Below are 19617 nucleotides of genomic sequence, written 5' to 3' on the forward strand. Positions count from 1 at the left end.
AATAAATTGAGTATTAATTTTTTAATGCCCGTCAACACTTCCTCCAGAAGATTCTTCTTTTGAAATTTGTTTCGGATTGGAATGATAATCAATACTACTTCCGCTAGAGGCTTTTGCTTTTAAAGAAAGTATGGGATGAACATCTGTATCACTTCCGCTAGAACTTTGTGCAACGACATTATTGGCTAATAATTTTTGAGCATCTATATGACTGCCACTAGAGGATGCTGTTGTAACATCTATGGCTTTTCCTTCCACTTTTAAATCGCTTCCGCTGGTAGATTCTAAAGCTACTTTTTCCGATTCGATGTTGGCATATAAATCACTTCCACTACTTGATTTTAAAAGAATAGTGTTGCTTTTAATCACCCCGTTGGTTTTCAATTCAGATCCACTGGTCGATTCTAATGCGTCTATCACAGGTAATTGTACGTATACTTTTTTGGTAGCGTTATGGTAATTGTTGTATTCAGAGTTAATTTTTAATGTTCCATTTTCGACAGTCGTTAGAATTCCTTCTTGTAAATTGTCGTCGGCTTCCACTTCCACTTTAAAAGGATTTCCTTGCGTAACAATGCATTCAATCCCTCTTTTGACTTCAATTTTAGTAAAATCTTTTACATTACGTTGTTGGGTAACAACATTGCCGCTTCCTTTTATGGACTTCCCATCAAAATTCATGTTCATATTACATGAACTAAATAATAACGCTACTACAAAAGCGATTACTATTTTTACTAAATGTATCATAACCTGTATCATTTTTTAGTTGGTTTGTTGTTTATTGATTTGATTGAATTATATCTCCTGTATTTACTGTTCCTTTTTTAATTTCTTGTTTTAAGGCCCCTAAATGTAAGGAATAATTATTGAAATAAGAAGGGATTCCTTCGGTCTTGTGATCGATACCATTTCTAACTTCAAAATGTAAATGAGGAAAAAACGAACTCCCCGAAGTTCCAATTTGTCCTATTACTTGACCTTTTTTTATTTTGTCACCCACTTTTAAGGCTTCAGAACTTTTATTTTTTAAATGCGCATACATGCTTAAAACATTGTCGCTGTGTTTGATTACGACATAGTTTCCATAAAGTGCTAACGGATTCTTTTTTAGTGAAGGAACATCAAAATTCTTGTCGTCTAACTTTAATGTTTCCAAAGCAACTATTTCTCCATCGGCCACTGCCAACACTTCTTTTCCAAAACCAAACCAATCGGAATTGTTTTCCCCAGTTCCGGTATGTTGTTTGTTCTCATTGTTTACAACGGCAAAGTCGTAGGCATATCTCATAAAATTACTTTCAAAACCGAGTTGCTTGATGAATTCAAATTCATAATCGAAACGACGGTGATGTGAATTAAAATCATGGCCATCATAAACCAATAGTTTTTCTTTTAATGGCAAAATAAAATTCGTTGTTTGAATGTATTCTTTCGGAATAACGGTTTTTTTAACTTCAATCGTATTATTGAACGTAAAAATGTATTCCAACTTTACAGTAACCGAATGCATTTCAGGAAACGGATTAAACAAAAGCTTTTTAGAAACACCATCCCAATTTTTCGAAGGAATGGTGTTTATACTAGGAGCTGTACCATTATTGTCTAGGAACTTTTGCAGTACTAGGATGTTGTTTTTGTCAAAATGACGAACTTCCAGTTTTGTTAATTTCAAAGTGTCTTTCGACTGATTTTCGATGATAAAATCGAAATTCAAAACCGTTGAATTGTTGACTTTTTCAATTAAAGGTTGTTCTGGTTTGTGCGCAATTTTGATGAAGTCCTGCGCTACAAATGTTGTTCCAATAAATAAAGCAAATAAAGAAAAGAACGGATTGATTTTTTGATTGATGATTTTCATTTTAATTATTTGGTTTTGATGATAATCCCGTCTTCGTTAATTTTTAATTCTTTAATTTCTTTTGAATTTGTAATGGTAGTGTCTTTTTTAATTTGTACGCCATCTTCGTTAATGATTACCGATGTGTTTTCATCGTCGCTATCTTCGTTATCCCAATCTTCTTCAATGTTTTTAGGGCAATTTAGACAGCTTATTTTGCTTTCGCCAACTTTATAGATATAATCATTTGATTCTGGGTAAAAAGTAAAATAGTCGCCATCTGTGCTATCATAATTTCGTAAAGAAGCATCTGGTTTAATATGCGTTCCTTTTGGTAAATACAGATAGATTTTCACTTCTTGATCTCTAAATTTATCTTTTACATCCATTAAAATATAGTTGTCAAAAATTAAGGTATTTCCAACTTTTTCGAACTTGTATTCAATAGTATTGGCTCTTTTTCTAGCTTCTGTCATTGAACTTCCATTAGCGATTTTTTCAATTTGGATATACGCTACATTTCCGTCAGTAGGCATTATCTCTAAATTAACATCGTTAGAATAGATAAAATCGTGCCCTAAAGAGTCTTGTACAAATCGGAAGTCATCTCTGTCATCCACATCTTTTGCATAAAAATCACTGTTGCGAAACTTTAAGGTTAAAGTGTCATTTGGCGATAAGTCTAAAGTACTTTTGCTCATTACTTTGTTTTCAAAAGCAACTTCTTTAGATGTTTTTACACCGATTGTAATTAAACTTAATACAGCCAAAATCCAAACTGAAACTAATGTGTATTTAGCAATGTTTCCAATTGATCTTAAATTGTTTACCAATATTTTCAATCCTAATAGCACTAGGCAGAAAAATGGAATTCCGATCGCTAAAAAGAATAAGAAAGCAATTATCCACATGGATGTATTGGTGTAATTGAACGATTGGAAATATTCTAACCATGGCATGTGAATGTGCTCTGTAGAACCCATAGTGAATAATGTGATTAACAAACTAATAAGGGTTACACCTCCAACAAGTACCATTATTGCTCCTACAAATTTTGAAAATACTTTCATAATTGCAATGATGATATCACCTAATGTGCTTCCAATTTTTTGAGCTCCGTTTTTAGCTTCGGTGGCAATTTTAGAATGATCCAAATTGTTTAGAGTATCACTAAATTCGGAGAAGCCTTCCTTTACTTTTTTCTCTATATTGGAAATGTTAATCGGTTCCCCTTTCATTTCTAATTTTTCAGAGGTAGTAATGGCTTCTGGAGTTACGGCCCATAAAATGATATACGCTAAAATTCCAGTTCCAAATCCTGCAAACACTAATAGTACTAATGCTACTCTGATCCAAACAACATCTACTCCAAAATAATGCGCTAAACCAGAACATACCCCAGCCACTAATCCACTTTCTCTATCACGATACAGTTTTTTGTTGTTGCTAGTATTGGTATAAGCATAATTGGTAGGTTCGTCATTTTCGATTTTATAGTCTTCTGGTTGTCCCATAACGGCAATAACATCATCGACATCTTTAAGGCTAAGAACTTGCTTGTTTGTAGTTAGTTTTTCAGAAAACAATTCTGAAATTCTACTTTCAATATCGTTCATAATTTCATCGCGACCATCTTTTGAGAGTGAAGCTCTAATCGCATCAAAATAGCGATTTAATTTTTGATAAGCGTCTTCATCTATGTGAAAGAAGAAACCTCCTAAATTCATATTTACTGTCTTGTTCATAGCACTTAGTTTTGCGTGGTTATTGTGTTTACCGCCCCTGCGAGTTCATTCCAGGTTAGGCTTAATTCTTTTAAAAATTCTTTTCCGTCCTCGGTTAAACCGTAATATTTTCTTGGTGGTCCCGAGGTAGATTCTTCCCAACGATAGTTGAGTAATCCGTCATTTTTTAATCTTGTTAGCAGCGGATATACGGTGCCTTCTACAACAAGTAGCTTTGCGTTTTTCAGTGTGTCAAGTATTTCAGAAGTGTAGGCATCTTTTTCTTTTAAAACCGATAAGATACAGAATTCTAAAACCCCTTTACGCATCTGAGCTTTTGTGTTCTCAATGTTCATAGGATTCCTTTTTTTGTGATTAAACTGTTCATTTTTTGATTTTTTCCGCTACGCTCCAAACAGTTCAGTTGCGCCTCGGGTGATGATTGATTGATTGATTGATTGATTGATTGATTGATTGATTGATTGATTGATTGATTGATTGATTGATTGATTGATTGATTGATGATTAAAACTTATTTTATAAAATTAATAGTCAATGGGTATTTGAAATATTTGCCTTCATTGGCTTTGATGGCACCATAAATGATTAGGAAGAATTCAGCTATTGTTAAAGCTCCTAGAATTACGATACAAAAAATTCCAAAAATACCTACACCAGTTAAGCTTGCAATGTTTGCTTCGTTCAACACTAAGTTGCCACTTTCTATTTCATTCCATGAAAAATTACTAAAGACTGTTGCCAAAATAGTTGGAATGGAAATTAATAATAACATAATGTTATATAAAAGCATGCTCAATTGGAAATTGATAATTTGTTTTCCATTGTAATCAGCATAAGCGGATTCGTTTTTCTTTACTGTCCATAAAACGATAGGTAATATGTAATTCCCTAATGGAATAAAATATTTACTTAATGCGCTCAAATGAATAAATGAAGCGAAATTTTTTTCTTGTTTTGTTACTGTTAGTGTTTCCATGATTTTTGATTTATTTGATTAATGATGATTAAAACTGAATAATACTTTCTTTAGACTATTAATTTCTTATACAAAGATAAGGTTAAAAACAAGTATTATGCAAAGCAAAGTACTAATTATTAACAAAATTTTAACAATTTAAAATTTTGAATATTTTCTAAAAAGTAGGGTTAAGTATATTAAATACTGGAGTTTTGTTAAAAATGAACTGTTTTTTTGCATTTTGATAAATTTTAAATTTATTAGGCATGCATAGTATTTTTTAGTACTTTAGCAAAAAAAATCAACTATGGAATTTACTCCTGCAAAACTAAATACCTTCTTATTTTTCAAATTACCCTCTGCTTTTTGGAGTGGAGTACGTACGAAAGTAATTGCTGAAAACCATTGTGTGGTAACCGTAAAACACCGTTGGTTCAACCAAAATCCATTCAATTCTATGTATTTTGCGGTTCAAGCTATGGCGGCAGAGCTTACAACTGGGGCATTGGTAATGAAAAAAATCAAAGAAAGCGGGAAGAATATTTCAATGTTAGTACTTAATAATAAAGGTTCCTTTACAAAAAAAGCAACAGGGAGAATTACTTTTACCTGTACTGACGGCCATCTCATTACCGAAGCAATAGAAAGAACTATTGCCACTGGTGAAGGACAAACCATCTGGATGAAATCTGTTGGTGTTGATGAAAAAGGCGACCAAGTTTCGGTTATGGAGTTTGAATGGACCTTACGAATAAAAAAATAGCGTTAAACTATTCACAATTAACTGAAAGTACTATTTTTCTGTAATTAACTTTGTATAAAAAAAAGAAGTAGTCGTGAAAGTTTTAATTACAGGGGCAACAGGGCTAGTAGGAAAAGCGGTAGTAAAAGTTTTACATACCAAAGGAATTACGGTACATTATTTAACCACCAATGCTTCCAAAGCTACTGTTAAGACTAATACCAAAGGTTTTTATTGGAATCCTAAAACAGGTGAAATTGATGAAAACTGCCTTTTAGGTGTCGATGCTATCATTCATTTGGCAGGAGCCACAATTGCTAAACGTTGGACGACACACTACAAAGAAGAAATAGTAGAGAGCCGAGTACTTTCCTCTAATTTATTATTTCAAACACTTAAAAATCATCCAAATCAAGTCAAACAAATTGTTTCTGCTTCGGCAATTGGAATTTATCCTAGTAGTACCTCTAATTTATATACTGAAGAATTTACCGATTTTAAAGATATTTTCTTGAGTAATGTTGTGGTCAAATGGGAAGAGTCTGTCAATCAGTTTTCACGTTTGAATATCAATGTCTGTAAACTTCGAATAGGTTTAGTATTATCCACCAAAGGCGGAGCACTTCCCAGTATGATTAAACCCGTACGGTTTGGATTGGGGGCTGTTTTTGGCTCAGGGAAACAATGGCAATCTTGGATTCATATTAAGGACTTAGCCCAGTTGTTTGTTTTTTCAATTGAAAATAACTGGACAGGTACTTACAATGCAGTGGCGCCAAACCCGGTTACACATCGTGAGTTTATGTTTGCTTTAGCACGCGAAATGAAAAAACCGCTGTTTTTCCCAAATATCCCTAAATTTATAATGAATTTGATTTTAGGTGAAATGCATGCATTACTTTTTGATTCACAAAAGGTATCTTCTCTTAAAGCAGAAAAAAGCGGATTTGAATTTCATTTTACGCAAATTGAATCTGCCTTTTCTAATTTGTTGAAGCAAAAAAAGTAAAAGAAAACTAACGTGTTGCCCTTATCTTGACTTGTATTTTAATATCGTCATTAATGAATTTGTCTTTCAAATCTCCAAATAAAGACTTAGAAGCATATTTTACATTAAAATAGGTTCTATTTAAGGTTAATGTATCACTGTTGATAGTTACTTCCTTTTGATTAATAGTAAGAGTTGCTGGAAAATTAACAGCTTTTGTTATTCCTTTTATAGATAGATTGCCATAAATTAAAAAGTTGCCTTCAGCTTTTTCTACTTTAGTAATTTTAAAATCAGAGGTTGGATATTTGGTCACATTAAAGAAATGGTCTTTTTGCTTTTTGTCTCCTAATCCTTTTAAATGGTTTTCTAAATCTGTTTTTCCATCTTCAGGTTTTAAATCGGTTACAGTGATGGTATTCATATCCATGAAAAAGCGTCCAGAGGTAATCACAGTATCTTTTAGTGTGATGAAGCCTTCTTTTAATTTAATAATACCGGTGTGTTTTCCTCCTGGTTTTGAACCCGACCAATTGACTACTGACTCATTTATATCTAAGGCATAGATCGTTCCATCTGTTGCCGAAGGTTTTGCAATTTTATAAGGTTCATTCGGTTCTGATTTTTCTTTTTTGCAAGAAGTTGTGAATGTTACTACACCGAAAACTAGTGATAAGTATAAAATTTTCATAAAGTCAATTTTTATGGTTTAAAAGTCGTAACGTATTAATAGCTACTAAGTTAAGCAAGTTAAGCGGTCTTTACAATACCAAATGAAAAAAAACAATGACATTTTGACATTTATATGTGATTTGGCAATACTTTTGCAAGCTATAAACTATGTTTAAAAAAATATTTAAAAATAATAAACAAATGACTACTGAGAATACTGAAATGGATAGCGAATTTGATGAAGCAACATTAGAACATAATGCTAATGGAGAGCAGATAATAGTAGAAGAATTAAGCGTTGAAGAACAATTGACAAATGATTTAGCTGCCGAAAAAGATAAATTTTTACGTCTTTTTGCTGAATTTGAAAATTATAAAAGACGTACATCGAAAGAGCGAATCGAGTTGTTTAAAACTGCCAACCAAGATGTGCTTCAAGCCATGTTGCCAGTAATGGACGATTTTGACAGAGCTTGGGCTGAAATTTCTAAATCAGAGGATGAAGCTTTAGTGAAAGGTGTCGAACTAATCCACGAAAAATTGAAATCTACTTTAATGTCTAAAGGATTAGAGGTTGTAGATATTAAAGCTGGCGATGTTTTTGATGCCGATTTTGCCGAAGCCATTACTCAAATTCCTGCTGGTGATAAACTAAAAGGTAAAGTGGTAGATGTAATCGAGAAAGGATACAAATTAGGAGACAAAATTATTCGTTTCCCTAAAGTAGTTACTGGAAATTAATACTAAAATTGTCGCCCCGAGCATAGTCGAAGGGATAGAATTATGAGCAAGAAAGACTTTTACGAAATATTAGGCGTTAACAAAAACGCTTCGGAATCTGAAATTAAAAAAGCGTACCGCAAAAAAGCGATTGAGTTTCATCCTGACAAAAATCCAGGTGACAAAGCTGCTGAAGAAAAATTTAAAGAAGCCGCAGAAGCTTATGAAGTGTTAAGCGATGCCCAAAAGAAAGCCAAATACGATCAATATGGTCATGCCGCATTTGATGGTGCTGGTGGATATGGTGGCGGACATCACATGAACATGGACGATATCTTCAGTCAATTTGGAGATATTTTCGGAAGTGCTTTTGGAGGTGGATTTAATGGTTTTGGAGGTGGAGGCGGGCAACGTCGCGCCAAAGGAAGCAATCTTCGAATTAAAGTAAAACTTACTTTGGAAGAAATTGCCAATGGAGTAGAGAAAAAAGTCAAAGTTAAACGTAAAATCCAAGCGGAAGGGGTAAGCTATAAAACTTGTTCCACTTGTAACGGGCAAGGTCAAGTAATGCGTGTTACCAATACCATTTTGGGTAGAATGCAAACCGCAACAACTTGTCCAACCTGTAGTGGTTTGGGTCAAATTATTGATAAAAAACCAAACAATGCCGATGCACAAGGGATGATTTTGGAAGACGAAACTGTATCAATCAAAATTCCGGCGGGTGTTGTAGATGGCATGCAATTGAAAGTTTCTGGAAAAGGAAACGATGCGCCCGGAAACGGAGTGGCAGGTGATTTGATTGTCGCAATCGAAGAAATAGAGCACGAAACATTAAAACGTGAAGGGGAGAATCTTCATTATGATTTATATATCAGTTATCCAGAAGCGATTTTAGGAGTTTCCAAAGATATCGAAGCCGTGAATGGAAAAGTGAGAATCAAATTGGAAGAAGGGATTCAATCGGGTAAAATATTGCGTTTGAAAGGAAAAGGAATTCCAAGTTTAAATAGTTATGGAAGCGGAGATTTATTGGTTCATGTCAATGTATGGACACCTAAAAATCTTTCTAAAGAACAAAAGAAATTTTTCGAATCGAATTTAGAAGACGCCAATTTCGCTCCACAACCTGAAAAATCTGAAAAATCATTCTTCGAAAAAGTAAAAGACATGTTTTCATAAGGTCAAATAAATATTTTAAAAAGTCCCACAAAATAGTGGGATTTTTTTTGTAACATTTCCATTACAATTGTATCTAATCTAGCAATAAGATTAATACTTTTACATAAAATCAAACAAACATAATGAACAACATTCTTGAAGTCAAAAATGTAGTGAAGCAATATGGCGATTATACAGCCTTAAATTCGGTTTCATTACAAGTTCCTAAAGGAAGTATATACGGACTATTAGGTCCGAATGGAGCGGGAAAAACCTCACTAATTCGAATCATCAATCAAATTACCTTACCCGATAGCGGTGAAGTATTGTTAGAAGGTGAAAAACTGGCACCCCATCACGTTTCCTATATTGGTTATATGCCGGAAGAGCGAGGTTTGTACAAGACAATGAAAGTTGGGGAACAAGCATTGTATTTGGCACAATTGAAAGGAATGCCGTATGACGATGCTAAAAAACAATTGAAGTATTGGTTCGAGAAATTTGAAATTGAAGGTTGGTGGAACAAAAAAATCCAAGAACTTTCCAAAGGAATGGCGCAAAAAATTCAGTTTATTGTGACCATTTTACATCAACCAAAACTTTTAATTCTAGACGAACCGTTTTCGGGATTTGATCCAGTTAATGCCAATTTGATTAAAGACGAAATCATCGAATTAAACAAACAAGGGACTTCTATTATTTTTTCAACCCACCGAATGGAAAGTGTGGAAGAAATGTGTGATTACATCGCCTTAATTCATAAATCGAATAAACTAATTGAAGGGAAATTGGAAGATGTAAAACGTCAGTATCGTACACACAAATTCCAAGTCGGAATTATTTCTCCCAATGTGGAAGGTTTTATGTACGATTTGACACAAAAATTCACAGTGGGTCAAACCAATTTCAAATCGTTAAATGATGATTTAAAACTAGAAATCGATTTAGGAAATCGCACGCAAAATGAATTGTTAGAAGTTTTGGTCAAAAACGGACAAGTCACTCATTTTACCGAAAATATTCCAAGTGTTAACGATATATTTATTCAAACTGTAAGTCAAAAATAATGGGAGTTTTATCATTAATTATAAAGAGAGAATTTATTGCCAAAGTGCGTAATAAATCATTTATCGTAATGACTTTTTTAAGTCCATTATTGTTTGTTGGAATGTCTTTTTTAATAGCCTTTTTAACTAACATGAATAAAGGAGAAGTTAAAAAAATAGCCATTCACGACGAAATCGGACTCTTAAAATCGGATTTTAAAAATACTACCGATACAAAATATGTTGATTTGTCGCAGATGCCTTTGCAATTAGCAAAAGATACTGCTTCTAAAAATTATGAAGGTTTGTTGTATGTTCCAAAAGTTGGAAATCCAAAAGAATTAGTGAATTCGGTTCAATATATTTCAGATGAAAGTCCAAGTCTTGAATTTGTTTCCGGAATCGAAAAAGTAATCGACAATCAACTCACCAACAATAACCTAAAAGAATTAGGATTTGATTCTACCAAAATTGAAAAAGCAAAAGTAGCTTCCGAATTACACATCACTAAGTTCTCAGGAGAAGAAGGATTGAAATTTTTAAACGAAGTAAAAGTCTTTTTTGGAGGTGCTTTTGGCTACTTGATTATGATGTTTATAATCATTTATGGAAACTTTGTCATGCGAAGTGTGATTGAAGAAAAAACGTCAAGAATTATTGAAGTTATCATTTCATCGGTAAAGCCTTTCCAATTGATGATGGGTAAAATTATTGGAAATGCGATGGCCGGAATTCTTCAGTTCATGATTTGGGTAATTATCGGATTAGTAGTGATTATTGGTGCATCCATGATTTTTGGAACCAATCCTGCCGACGCTTCCACCGCTGCACAAGCCATGAATAATATTCCAGAAAATGCCAATGTTGTAGCTTCACTAATGCAAAAAATCAATTTATATTATCAAGAAATTCCGGTATTATTGACGGTAAGTTTCTTTTTGATTTATTTCATTGGAGGATACTTTTTATACAGCTCGTTATATGCGGCGATTGGAGCTGCTGTAGATTCTGAAACCGATTCGCAACAATTCTTGTTACCAATCATTATGCCGTTGATGTTGGGTATTTATGTCGGATTTTTTACCGTAATTAATGATCCACACGGAACCGTTGCCACTGTATTCTCTATGATTCCTTTCACTTCACCAATAGTAATGTTAATGCGTATTCCATTCGGAGTTCCGGTTTGGCAATTGATACTATCCTTAGTGTTGCTTTTTGGAACGTTTTTAGGAGTGGTTTGGTTTGCTTCCAAAATTTACCGAGTAGGTATTTTAATGTATGGAAAAAAACCAACTTGGAAAGAATTATACAAATGGCTTAAGTACTAAATTTGGTAATTCGTTTATTTGTTAATTTGATTTTGTAATTTCGAATAACTGAATTAACAAATCCACGAATCCACATATAAACTGATATGTCAAAAATATTAATCATAGAAGACGAAGCAGCTATTCGAAGAGTTTTAGTAAAAATTCTTTCGGAAGAAAGCGATACTTATAAAGTAGATGAAGCGGAGGATGGTGTTCAAGGTCTTGAAAAAGCCAAAAACGACGATTATGATTTGATCCTTTGTGATATCAAAATGCCAAAAATGGATGGTGTTGAGGTATTGGAAGCCATCAAAAAAATAAAACCGGAAATTCCGATGGTCATGATTTCAGGTCATGGTGATTTGGAAACAGCGGTCAATACAATGCGATTAGGCGCTTTCGATTATATTTCGAAACCGCCCGATTTGAATCGTTTGCTCAATACTGTTCGTAATGCTTTAGACAGAAAACAATTGGTAGTAGAGAATAAAATCTTGAAAAAGAAAGTTTCTAAAAACTACGAAATGATAGGGGAAAGCGAAGCGATCAATCATATCAAAGACATGATTGAAAAAGTTGCCACAACCGAAGCGCGTGTACTCATAACCGGTCCAAACGGAACAGGTAAAGAATTGGTAGCACACCAAATTCATGAAAAAAGCGAACGTTGTAATGCTTCTATAATTGAAGTAAACTGTGCGGCAATCCCTTCCGAATTGATTGAAAGCGAATTGTTCGGTCATATGAAAGGCGCTTTTACCTCTGCCGTAAAAGATCGTGCCGGTAAATTTGAAGCTGCTGATGGAGGGACCATTTTCTTAGATGAAATTGGCGACATGAGTTTGCCCGCTCAAGCAAAAGTATTACGTGCTTTACAAGAAGGTTTGATTCAACGTGTAGGTGCCGATAAAGACATTAAAGTAAATGTTCGAGTGGTAGCTGCTACCAACAAAGACTTGAAAAAAGAAATCGAAGAAGGACGTTTCCGTGAAGATTTGTACCATCGTTTGGCGGTAATTTTAATCAAAGTGCCAGCTTTGAATGACAGAAGAGATGATATTCCAGCTTTAATTGAACATTTTGCAAGAAAAATTGCAGATGAACATGGAAGCGCTCGTAAAGAATTTTCTAAAGCAGCCATTAAACTGCTTCAAGAATACGATTGGACCGGAAATATTCGTGAACTTCGCAACGTGGTAGAACGCCTTATTATTCTGGGCGGAAATGAAATTTCAGAAAATGATGTGAAGTTGTTTGCATCGAAATAAGTTTACGGTTTACAGTTTTAAGTTTAAAAATTTCGAACTTAACTGTTAGCCGTTAACTGTTAACTTTAAACATATGAATTTAAAAAAAATAAATCCAAACCTTCAAAATGCCCTTATTGAAAACGGTATAACAGAAGCCACTGAAGTACAATCCGATTGTTGGAGTACCCTTAAAAGCGGTGCAGATGCTGTTGTTATCCTTCCGAAGGGGGAAGGGAAATCGACTACCATTGTCTATACGGTGATTCAAAAATTAGAAAAAGCAGTCGGAGAATCAACTCGTGCTTTAATTCTAGTGAAAGATAAAGAGGCTGTTTTAGCCATGCTAGAAATGTTTGAAAAGTTTGCCAAGTACACCGATTTGCGTGTTTTTGGAACGCATGAAAAAGGCGATTTGGATTATGATAAAAATCAAATTTCCTTAGGGGTAGACGTATTGGTCGGAACTCCAACTCGCATCAATGCCATGTTCGCCACAGCAGGGTTTAACATGAATACCATTAAGATTTTCGTGGTAGATGATGCCGATGAATTGTTCAAACTCCGAAGTGATACCATCGTGCAACGTTTGTCGATGAGTGTCGAAAAAACACAACGTATTTTCTTTTCTGCCGATTTGACCGAAAGAGTAGAGGTATTAGCCGATAAAATCATGCTAGAGCCTTTCTTGTTTGGGGTGGAAGATTATGAAGAAGAGGAAGAAGATTAATATCTGTTAGCTATGGTGAGAGCTCTAAAATTTGTTGCTATTTCGGTTGTGAGTCTTTTTGCAATCCTTTATTTATTTGCCGTTGGGTATTTTTATATCAACCAGCAAGAAATGGTTTTCTTGGCTTCGAAGTTGCCGGCGGATTATAAATTTAATTTCAATCAGAAATTTGAAGAATTCTCCATTCCTTCTTTTGATGGAACCAAATTAAATGGAGTTTTATTTAAAGCTGAAAATTCGAAAGGGCTCATTTTTTATCTGCATGGAAATAGAGGTGCATTAGATACGTGGGGAGATATTGCTGATAATTATACACAATTCGGATATGATATTTTTATATTAGATTATAGAGGTTTTGGTAAAAGTGAAGGGGCTATCGAAGATGAAGAGCAGATTTATAAAGATATTTCTATCGCCTATCAAAAATTAATCAAACGATATGATGAGAAAAATGTCATCATAACAGGATATTCAATCGGCTCCGGTTTAGCCAGTTATTTGGCGGCTGAAAATAACCCGAAAAAATTAATTTTATTGTCACCCTATTATAATGTCACCGAATTGTCTTCTGAAAGAGCTCCCTTTTTTCCAGATTTCCTGAAAAAATTCGCTTTCATGACGAATAATTTTATCCCTAAAATAAAAGCACCTATTTTTATTTTTCACGGCACTACAGACGCGGTCATTGGGTATAATCATGCGGTACGATTGAGCAAATTATTAAAGAAAAACGATAAGTTTTTTACATTAAAAGGACAAGGACATTCCAAGATGAATGACAATGTAGAGTATTTAAAAGAATTACAACAAATATTAAAATAAGAGTATGGGATTAATGAAGGTGTTTTCAGGAAGTGAAATTTTAGCACAAGCCTTACAAGTTAAATTAGAAGAAGCAGGCGTAAATACAATAGCTAAAAACAACATACAATCCGGAAGAGTTTCGGGTTTTGGTACTGCCGATCAAGCTGTTGAACTTTTTATTCAAGAAACCGATTTCGGAAAAGCAAATCCTGTAATTGAAGAATTCCGATTGAGTATTTAAAGTACTTAATTTGTAAAAAAAATATGAAAAGACTACTCTAAAGTGGTCTTTTTTATTTTATTAATTCCCCTATCTTTGCACCTTCAAAAAATCGAATAATCGAACAATCTTAATATGATTACAGTAAACGACATCGCCGTTGAATTTGGCGGAACCACACTTTTTAGTGACGTAACTTTTGCCATCAATGAAAATGATAAAATTGCCCTTATGGGTAAAAATGGTGCAGGGAAATCGACGTTGTTGAAAATTGTGGCAGGGGAAAACAAACCGACTCGCGGTAATATTTCAGCACCAAGTGATGCAGTTATTGCCTATTTGCCACAGCATTTGTTGACCAAAGATGACTGTACGGTAATGGAAGAAACTTCTAAAGCATTTGCGGATGTTTTGGATATGAAAGCAGAAATTGACGAAATCAATGAACAATTAACCATTCGTACCGATTACGAAAGCGATGCGTATATGAAGTTGATTGAACGTGTTTCAGAACTTTCAGAAAAATACTATTCGATTGAAGAAGTGAATTATGAAGCGGAAGTCGAAAAAGTATTAAAAGGATTGGGTTTCGAACGCGAAGATTTTAACCGTAAAACTTCCGAGTTTTCAGGAGGTTGGCGTATGCGTATCGAATTGGCCAAAATTCTGTTGAAAAAGCCTGATTTGATCTTATTGGATGAGCCTACCAATCACTTGGATATGGAGAGTATTCAATGGTTAGAAGATTTCTTAATCAATCAAGCCAAAGCGGTAATGATTATTTCCCACGATAGAGCCTTTGTTGATAATATTACCAATAGAACCATTGAAGTAACAATGGGTAGAATTTACGATTATAAAGCGGTGTATTCGCATTATTTGGAATTGCGTAAAGACAGAAGAGTGCACCAACAAAAAGCCTACGACGAACAACAAAAATTTATTGCTGATAATCAAGCTTTTATTGATCGTTTTAGAGGAACATTTTCCAAAACGGATGCGGTGCAATCTCGTGTGAAAATGTTGGAGAAATTAGTGCTTGTGGAGGTCGATGAGGTCGATTCTTCGGCTTTAAAGCTTAAATTTCCGCCTTCGCCTCGTTCCGGACAATATCCAGTTGTGGTGGAAGACTTGACAAAATCGTATGGCGATCACGTGGTTTTTAAAGACGCTAATTTAGTAATTGAACGTGGACAAAAAGTGGCTTTTGTAGGAAAGAATGGGGAAGGTAAATCGACCATGATTAAAGCCATAATGAAAGAAATTGATATTGACGGAGGTAGATTGGAAATTGGTCATAATTCACAAATTGGTTATTTTGCCCAAAATCAAGCCGCTTTACTCGATGGCGAAATGACCATTTTTGAAACCATTGATGCCATTGCAGTAGGAGATATGCGAACGAAAATAAAAGATTTATTGGGAGCCTTTATGTTCAAAGGTGATGATATTCAAAAGAAAGTAAAAGTACTTTCGGGTGGCGAAAAAACACGTTTGGCCATGATTAAATTATTGTTAGAGCCTGTAAACCTTTTAATTTTGGATGAACCTACCAATCACTTGGATATGAAAACCAAAGATATTATTAAAGATGCTTTGAAAGATTTTGACGGGACCTTGGTTTTAGTATCACATGACCGTGATTTCTTGGATGGCTTGGCCGAAAAAGTTTTTGAGTTTGGTCATAAACGTGTCAAAGAACATTTTGAAGACATCAAAGGTTTCTTAGCTCACAAAAAAATGGAAAGCTTGAAAGAAATAGAAAAATAAACTAAAGTAAAAAGGGATGAATTTCATCCCTTTTTTTATCATTCATCTCTAGATTTTAGCACTTTTTGCTAGTCTAATAAATTCAGCTTTATAACCTTCAGAATCATTGTCAAGTCCTTCTTTTGCAAGACTAACAATATCTTCGATTTCTTTATTTTCGATATATTTTGAATCTCGTAGTTTCATCCCAAACCAAGCTACTGATGAAGCAAATTTGAAATCAGGACTTGTAGCTTTTAATGATTTAGAGGTATTCGGGATAACTTGTACCATTTCGATACTTTTTTCTCTATCTGGTTTTTTGTAACGGAATTTAATTGTAGCCAACTCATCAGAATTTGATGTACTCACAGTTTCATTAGAAGTATATTTTAATTTTGAAGGAGTATAATTGCTTTCAACTCCTGTTGGGATAATTTCATATAAAGCAGTTACAGTATGCCCGCTTCCTAATTCGCCAGCATCAATGGCATCGTTTTTAAAGTCTTCATCGTTTAATTTTCTGTTTTCGTAGCCAATTAATCTGTACGATTGCACATATTTAGGATTAAACTCTATTTGAATTTTTACATCTTTAGCAATAGCAAACATTGATCCTTTAAATTCTTTTCCTAAAAAGCGATTGGCTTCTTGCATGTTGTCTATGTAGACATAATTTCCATTTCCTTTATTAGCTAGGACCTCCATTTTACTATCCTTATAATTTCCCATACCGTAGCCTAAACAAGTTAAAAAGATGCCAGTTTTACGTCTCTCTTCAATTAAGTTTTCCATTTCTTTATCAGATGAAGCACCTACATTAAAGTCGCCGTCTGTTGCTAAAACAATTCTGTTATTTCCATCTTTTATAAAATTTTCCTCTGCAATTTTGTAGGCTAATTCGATTCCTTCACCTCCAGCAGTGCTTCCACCAGCTGTTAAGTCATCAAAGGCATTCATAATTTTACTTTTTTCATTTCCTGGAGTTGGAGGTAATACCATTCCAGCTGCACCTGCGTAAACTACAATAGAGACTTTATCTTCAGAACGTAACTCCTTTACAAGAACTTTCATAGACTCTTTTAATAATGGGAGTTTATTTTCATCACTCATAGAACCTGAAACATCTACTAAGAAAACAATATTTGAAGCAGGAAGATTGTCCGTTGCTATTTTTTTGCCTTGAAGTCCAATTTTTATCAGTTTATGTTCTGAATTCCAAGGACAATCACTGTATTCTGTATTTAGGGAGAATGGATGTTGGTCTTTAGGTTGCGGATAATTGTAGGAGAAGTAATTCATCATTTCCTCTAAACGAACAGCGTCTTTAGGAATTTCTTGTCCGTTATTAATGAATCGACGGATATTGGTATAAGAAGCATTATCAACATCTATTGAAAACGTGGATAGGGGTTTTGTCTTGGGGTTTTCAAACTTATTTTCCTCTATTTCGGCATAACTTTCCTGGTTTTTACTTTCGGGAGTATACATTTCAGGGACTTCATTCATTGCATCTGTGACTATAATTTCACTGGCTGCTTCCGATTGATCTATGTATTGATTTTCTTTACACGATGCAAAGAACAATGCTAGTCCAGCTAGCATAAGGAAAGGCTTTTTCATACCAAATTGTTTAAAGGATTTTTAAATAAGTTTTTTCTTGTTATTGAAACAAAACACATGCCTATTTTTTAATAAAAATGTTAAATATTTGCGAAAATTTCAACACAAAATAGAAACCCCTAAGAATTTAATTCTTAGGGATCTAACCAAACTATATAAAACACAACTACAATCGTACATTTTCAATTAATCGAATCAATTCGGCTTTGTAACCATCTGTATCATTTGATAATCCTTGTTTAGCAAGATTCTTAATGTCTTCCGTTGTACTGGTACTAATTAATTTTGATTCTCTCATTTTTAATCCGAACCAGGCTACAGCAGTCGCAAATTTGAAATCATCAGAAGCTTTTTCTATAGTTTTCGCTTGATTGGCAATCGTGCTTACCATTTCAATACTTTTTTCACCATCTGGTTTTTTATAACGGAATTTGATTGTTGCCAATTCATCACTATAATTGTTTTCATTTGAATTCACTTTGGAATATTTTAAATCGTTGGGTTCATCAAAGTACTTGCTTTTTACTCCAGTCGGAATGATTTCATACAAAGCCGTTACGGTATGACCACTTCCTAATTCGCCCGCATCGATGGCATCATTTTTAAAATCTTCCGGACGTAATTTTCTGTTTTCATAGCCAATCAAACGGTACGATTGTACATGTTTCGGATTGAATTCAATTTGGATTTTTACATCTTTGGCAATCGCAAACATCGAGCCTTTAAATTCTTTACTCAAAAAACGATTGGCTTCTTGAATGTTATCGATATAGGCATAGTTGCCGTTTCCTTTATCGGCTAACGTTTCCATTTTACTGTCTTTGTAATTCCCCATTCCGTAACCCAAACAGGTTAAAAATACCCCTGATTTTCTTTTTTCTTCAATTAATCGTTCCATATCATTGTCGGATGAAGCGCCTACGTTAAAATCACCGTCAGTAGCTAAGATCACACGATTGTTTCCTCCTTTAATGAAATTTTCTTCGGCAATTTTATAAGCCAATTGAATTCCAGCACCACCAGCGGTACTTCCACCAGCGTTTAATTGTTCTAAGGCATTGATGATGGTTTCCTTTTTGTTTCCATTGGTTGGTGGAAGTACTAATCCTGCTGCTCCAGCATACACAACGATCGAAACTTTATCTTCTGCACGCAATTCGTTTACTAAAATTTTCATTGATTGAATTAGTAAAGGCAATTTGTTTTCATCGCTCATCGAACCTGAAACATCAATTAAAAAGACAAAGTTCGAATTAGGAAGATTATCTGTTGGAATGTTTTTGCCTTGTAATCCAATGCGAACCAATTTGTTGTTCGGATTCCACGGACAATCGCTATAATCGGTCGTAATTGAAAACGGATCTTCACCTTTTGGTTGTGCATATTTATACTTGAAAAAATTCACCATTTCTTCCACACGCACCGCATCGGTTGGCACTTTTTGTCCGTTATTGATAAAACGACGAATGTTGGTATAAGAAGCATTATCGACATCGATAGAAAAAGTGGAAAGCGGCGATTGCTTCGGACTTTCAAATACGTTTTCTAATAATACTCCATAATCCTCGTTTTCGTTTGGATTGTTTTTAGTCCCTTCATGCTTTTTATCGCGACCAAAATAAAAACCTTTGTCGTCGTGACTTATTTGAACTCCAGAAATAGGACTTCCCAATACTTGATGCACAGATTTTACTTTTTTCGAATTTCGATCGGCTCTACTTTCTTTTCTATATCCGACCGCAGTAACTACGACTTCACCTAATGCTTTGGAATCATCTTGTAATACTACATTGATTACGTTAGCTTTTCCTACCACGCGTTGAGCATCTCGCATGCCCATAAAGCTATACACTAAAGTTTCTCCTTCTTTGGCTTTGATGGTATATGTCCCGTCAAATAATGTAGCAGTTCCTCTCTGCGTTCCTTTTACCATAACATTTACGCCAGGTAAGGGTCCAGATGCGTCAGAAACTGTTCCAGTAATAGTTTTCTCCTGTGCTAATGCTACGACACTTATAAGCATAGCAATCCCTAATGAAATAATTTTGAAATTTTTCAT

Annotated in this window: 19 protein-coding genes; 11 read left to right on the forward strand and 8 right to left on the reverse strand. The window is 34.3% G+C overall.

Features of this window, described 5'->3' with window-relative positions:
• Positions 1-21 precede the first annotated feature (21 nt).
• The 5 genes from EQG63_RS08730 to EQG63_RS08750 all read right to left on the reverse strand — a co-directional run bounded on the left by EQG63_RS08730 (position 22) and on the right by EQG63_RS08750 (position 4561).
• Positions 22-750, reverse strand: coding sequence for a head GIN domain-containing protein (locus EQG63_RS08730; RefSeq protein WP_235827824.1), 729 nt, complete (start codon positions 748-750; stop codon positions 22-24).
• Between the two features lie 31 nt (positions 751-781).
• Complete coding sequence (locus EQG63_RS08735) at positions 782-1861, reverse strand: M23 family metallopeptidase (RefSeq protein WP_129435993.1); 1080 nt, start codon at positions 1859-1861, stop codon at positions 782-784.
• Between the two features lie 5 nt (positions 1862-1866).
• Entirely contained in the window at positions 1867-3585 is a 1719-nt protein-coding gene (locus EQG63_RS08740) for a PspC domain-containing protein (RefSeq protein ID WP_129435994.1), read from the reverse strand.
• 5 nt (positions 3586-3590) lie between these two features.
• Positions 3591-3920 (reverse strand): PadR family transcriptional regulator, encoded by a 330-nt coding sequence (locus tag EQG63_RS08745; protein ID WP_129435995.1) that lies wholly within the window; start codon positions 3918-3920, stop codon positions 3591-3593.
• A gap of 176 nt (positions 3921-4096) precedes the next feature.
• A complete protein-coding gene (locus EQG63_RS08750; protein ID WP_206733264.1) occupies positions 4097-4561 on the reverse strand; it encodes a DUF4870 domain-containing protein in 465 nt (154 codons plus the stop codon).
• 289 nt (positions 4562-4850) lie between these two features.
• Between EQG63_RS08750 and EQG63_RS08755 the strand changes: the two genes are divergently transcribed.
• Both EQG63_RS08755 and EQG63_RS08760 read left to right on the forward strand, forming a co-directional pair.
• A complete protein-coding gene (locus EQG63_RS08755; RefSeq protein WP_129435996.1) occupies positions 4851-5306 on the forward strand; it encodes a DUF4442 domain-containing protein in 456 nt (151 codons plus the stop codon).
• Positions 5307-5379: 73 nt separating this feature from the next.
• Entirely contained in the window at positions 5380-6294 is a 915-nt protein-coding gene (locus EQG63_RS08760; protein ID WP_129435997.1) for a TIGR01777 family oxidoreductase, read from the forward strand.
• A gap of 7 nt (positions 6295-6301) precedes the next feature.
• Here EQG63_RS08760 and EQG63_RS08765 read toward each other — a convergent pair whose 3' ends face one another.
• Positions 6302-6964: a YceI family protein gene (locus EQG63_RS08765; RefSeq protein ID WP_129435998.1), complete on the reverse strand. Its 663-nt coding sequence runs from the start codon at positions 6962-6964 to the stop codon at positions 6302-6304.
• Positions 6965-7113: 149 nt separating this feature from the next.
• Between EQG63_RS08765 and EQG63_RS08770 the strand changes: the two genes are divergently transcribed.
• The 9 genes from EQG63_RS08770 to EQG63_RS08810 all read left to right on the forward strand — a co-directional run bounded on the left by EQG63_RS08770 (position 7114) and on the right by EQG63_RS08810 (position 15956).
• Positions 7114-7686 (forward strand): nucleotide exchange factor GrpE, encoded by a 573-nt coding sequence (locus EQG63_RS08770; RefSeq protein WP_129435999.1) that lies wholly within the window; start codon positions 7114-7116, stop codon positions 7684-7686.
• Positions 7687-7728: 42 nt separating this feature from the next.
• Positions 7729-8847: a molecular chaperone DnaJ gene (dnaJ, locus tag EQG63_RS08775; protein WP_129436000.1), complete on the forward strand. Its 1119-nt coding sequence runs from the start codon at positions 7729-7731 to the stop codon at positions 8845-8847.
• Positions 8848-8969: 122 nt separating this feature from the next.
• Positions 8970-9893, forward strand: a complete 924-nt coding sequence (locus tag EQG63_RS08780; RefSeq protein WP_129436001.1) for an ABC transporter ATP-binding protein — start codon at positions 8970-8972, stop codon at positions 9891-9893.
• A complete protein-coding gene (locus EQG63_RS08785) occupies positions 9893-11203 on the forward strand; it encodes an ABC transporter permease (protein ID WP_129436002.1) in 1311 nt (436 codons plus the stop codon). The genes EQG63_RS08780 and EQG63_RS08785 overlap by 1 nt, the downstream gene beginning before the upstream one ends.
• Before the next feature lie 86 nt (positions 11204-11289).
• Complete coding sequence (locus tag EQG63_RS08790; RefSeq protein ID WP_129436003.1) at positions 11290-12453, forward strand: sigma-54-dependent transcriptional regulator; 1164 nt, start codon at positions 11290-11292, stop codon at positions 12451-12453.
• A gap of 73 nt (positions 12454-12526) precedes the next feature.
• The gene (locus EQG63_RS08795; RefSeq protein ID WP_129436004.1) at positions 12527-13162 is read left to right on the forward strand and encodes a DEAD/DEAH box helicase; all 636 of its coding nucleotides are present in this window, start codon (positions 12527-12529) and stop codon (positions 13160-13162) included.
• 12 nt (positions 13163-13174) lie between these two features.
• Positions 13175-13984: an alpha/beta hydrolase gene (locus EQG63_RS08800; RefSeq protein ID WP_129436005.1), complete on the forward strand. Its 810-nt coding sequence runs from the start codon at positions 13175-13177 to the stop codon at positions 13982-13984.
• Between the two features lie 4 nt (positions 13985-13988).
• Entirely contained in the window at positions 13989-14207 is a 219-nt protein-coding gene (locus EQG63_RS08805) for a putative signal transducing protein (RefSeq protein ID WP_129436006.1), read from the forward strand.
• Between the two features lie 114 nt (positions 14208-14321).
• Positions 14322-15956, forward strand: a complete 1635-nt coding sequence (locus EQG63_RS08810; protein ID WP_129436007.1) for an ABC-F family ATP-binding cassette domain-containing protein — start codon at positions 14322-14324, stop codon at positions 15954-15956.
• Positions 15957-16004: 48 nt separating this feature from the next.
• Here EQG63_RS08810 and EQG63_RS08815 read toward each other — a convergent pair whose 3' ends face one another.
• Complete coding sequence (locus EQG63_RS08815) at positions 16005-17558, reverse strand: vWA domain-containing protein (protein WP_129436008.1); 1554 nt, start codon at positions 17556-17558, stop codon at positions 16005-16007.
• Positions 17559-17724: 166 nt separating this feature from the next.
• Entirely contained in the window at positions 17725-19617 is a 1893-nt protein-coding gene (locus EQG63_RS08820) for a vWA domain-containing protein (protein WP_129436009.1), read from the reverse strand.

The organism is Flavobacterium amnicola (assembly GCF_004122165.1).
Lineage (GTDB): Bacteria > Bacteroidota > Bacteroidia > Flavobacteriales > Flavobacteriaceae > Flavobacterium > Flavobacterium amnicola.

Excerpts from the sequence above, each read along its gene's own strand:
- EQG63_RS08755 (WP_129435996.1), top strand. The coding sequence starts at position 4,851 with ATGGAATTTACTCCTGCAAAACTAAATACCTTCTTATTTTTCAAATTA.
- EQG63_RS08790 (WP_129436003.1), top strand. The coding sequence starts at position 11,290 with ATGTCAAAAATATTAATCATAGAAGACGAAGCAGCTATTCGAAGAGTT.
- EQG63_RS08805 (WP_129436006.1), top strand. The coding sequence starts at position 13,989 with ATGGGATTAATGAAGGTGTTTTCAGGAAGTGAAATTTTAGCACAAGCC.
- EQG63_RS08735 (WP_129435993.1), bottom strand. The coding sequence starts at position 1,861 with ATGAAAATCATCAATCAAAAAATCAATCCGTTCTTTTCTTTATTTGCT.
- EQG63_RS08765 (WP_129435998.1), bottom strand. The coding sequence starts at position 6,964 with ATGAAAATTTTATACTTATCACTAGTTTTCGGTGTAGTAACATTCACA.
- EQG63_RS08740 (WP_129435994.1), bottom strand. The coding sequence starts at position 3,585 with ATGAACAAGACAGTAAATATGAATTTAGGAGGTTTCTTCTTTCACATA.
- dnaJ (WP_129436000.1), top strand. The coding sequence starts at position 7,729 with ATGAGCAAGAAAGACTTTTACGAAATATTAGGCGTTAACAAAAACGCT.
- EQG63_RS08815 (WP_129436008.1), bottom strand. The coding sequence starts at position 17,558 with ATGAAAAAGCCTTTCCTTATGCTAGCTGGACTAGCATTGTTCTTTGCA.
- EQG63_RS08780 (WP_129436001.1), top strand. The coding sequence starts at position 8,970 with ATGAACAACATTCTTGAAGTCAAAAATGTAGTGAAGCAATATGGCGAT.
- EQG63_RS08750 (WP_206733264.1), bottom strand. The coding sequence starts at position 4,561 with ATGGAAACACTAACAGTAACAAAACAAGAAAAAAATTTCGCTTCATTT.
- EQG63_RS08770 (WP_129435999.1), top strand. The coding sequence starts at position 7,114 with ATGTTTAAAAAAATATTTAAAAATAATAAACAAATGACTACTGAGAAT.
- EQG63_RS08810 (WP_129436007.1), top strand. The coding sequence starts at position 14,322 with ATGATTACAGTAAACGACATCGCCGTTGAATTTGGCGGAACCACACTT.
- EQG63_RS08730 (WP_235827824.1), bottom strand. The coding sequence starts at position 750 with ATGATACATTTAGTAAAAATAGTAATCGCTTTTGTAGTAGCGTTATTA.
- EQG63_RS08785 (WP_129436002.1), top strand. The coding sequence starts at position 9,893 with ATGGGAGTTTTATCATTAATTATAAAGAGAGAATTTATTGCCAAAGTG.
- EQG63_RS08800 (WP_129436005.1), top strand. The coding sequence starts at position 13,175 with ATGGTGAGAGCTCTAAAATTTGTTGCTATTTCGGTTGTGAGTCTTTTT.
- EQG63_RS08820 (WP_129436009.1), bottom strand. The coding sequence starts at position 19,617 with ATGAAAAATTTCAAAATTATTTCATTAGGGATTGCTATGCTTATAAGT.
- EQG63_RS08745 (WP_129435995.1), bottom strand. The coding sequence starts at position 3,920 with ATGAACATTGAGAACACAAAAGCTCAGATGCGTAAAGGGGTTTTAGAA.
- EQG63_RS08795 (WP_129436004.1), top strand. The coding sequence starts at position 12,527 with ATGAATTTAAAAAAAATAAATCCAAACCTTCAAAATGCCCTTATTGAA.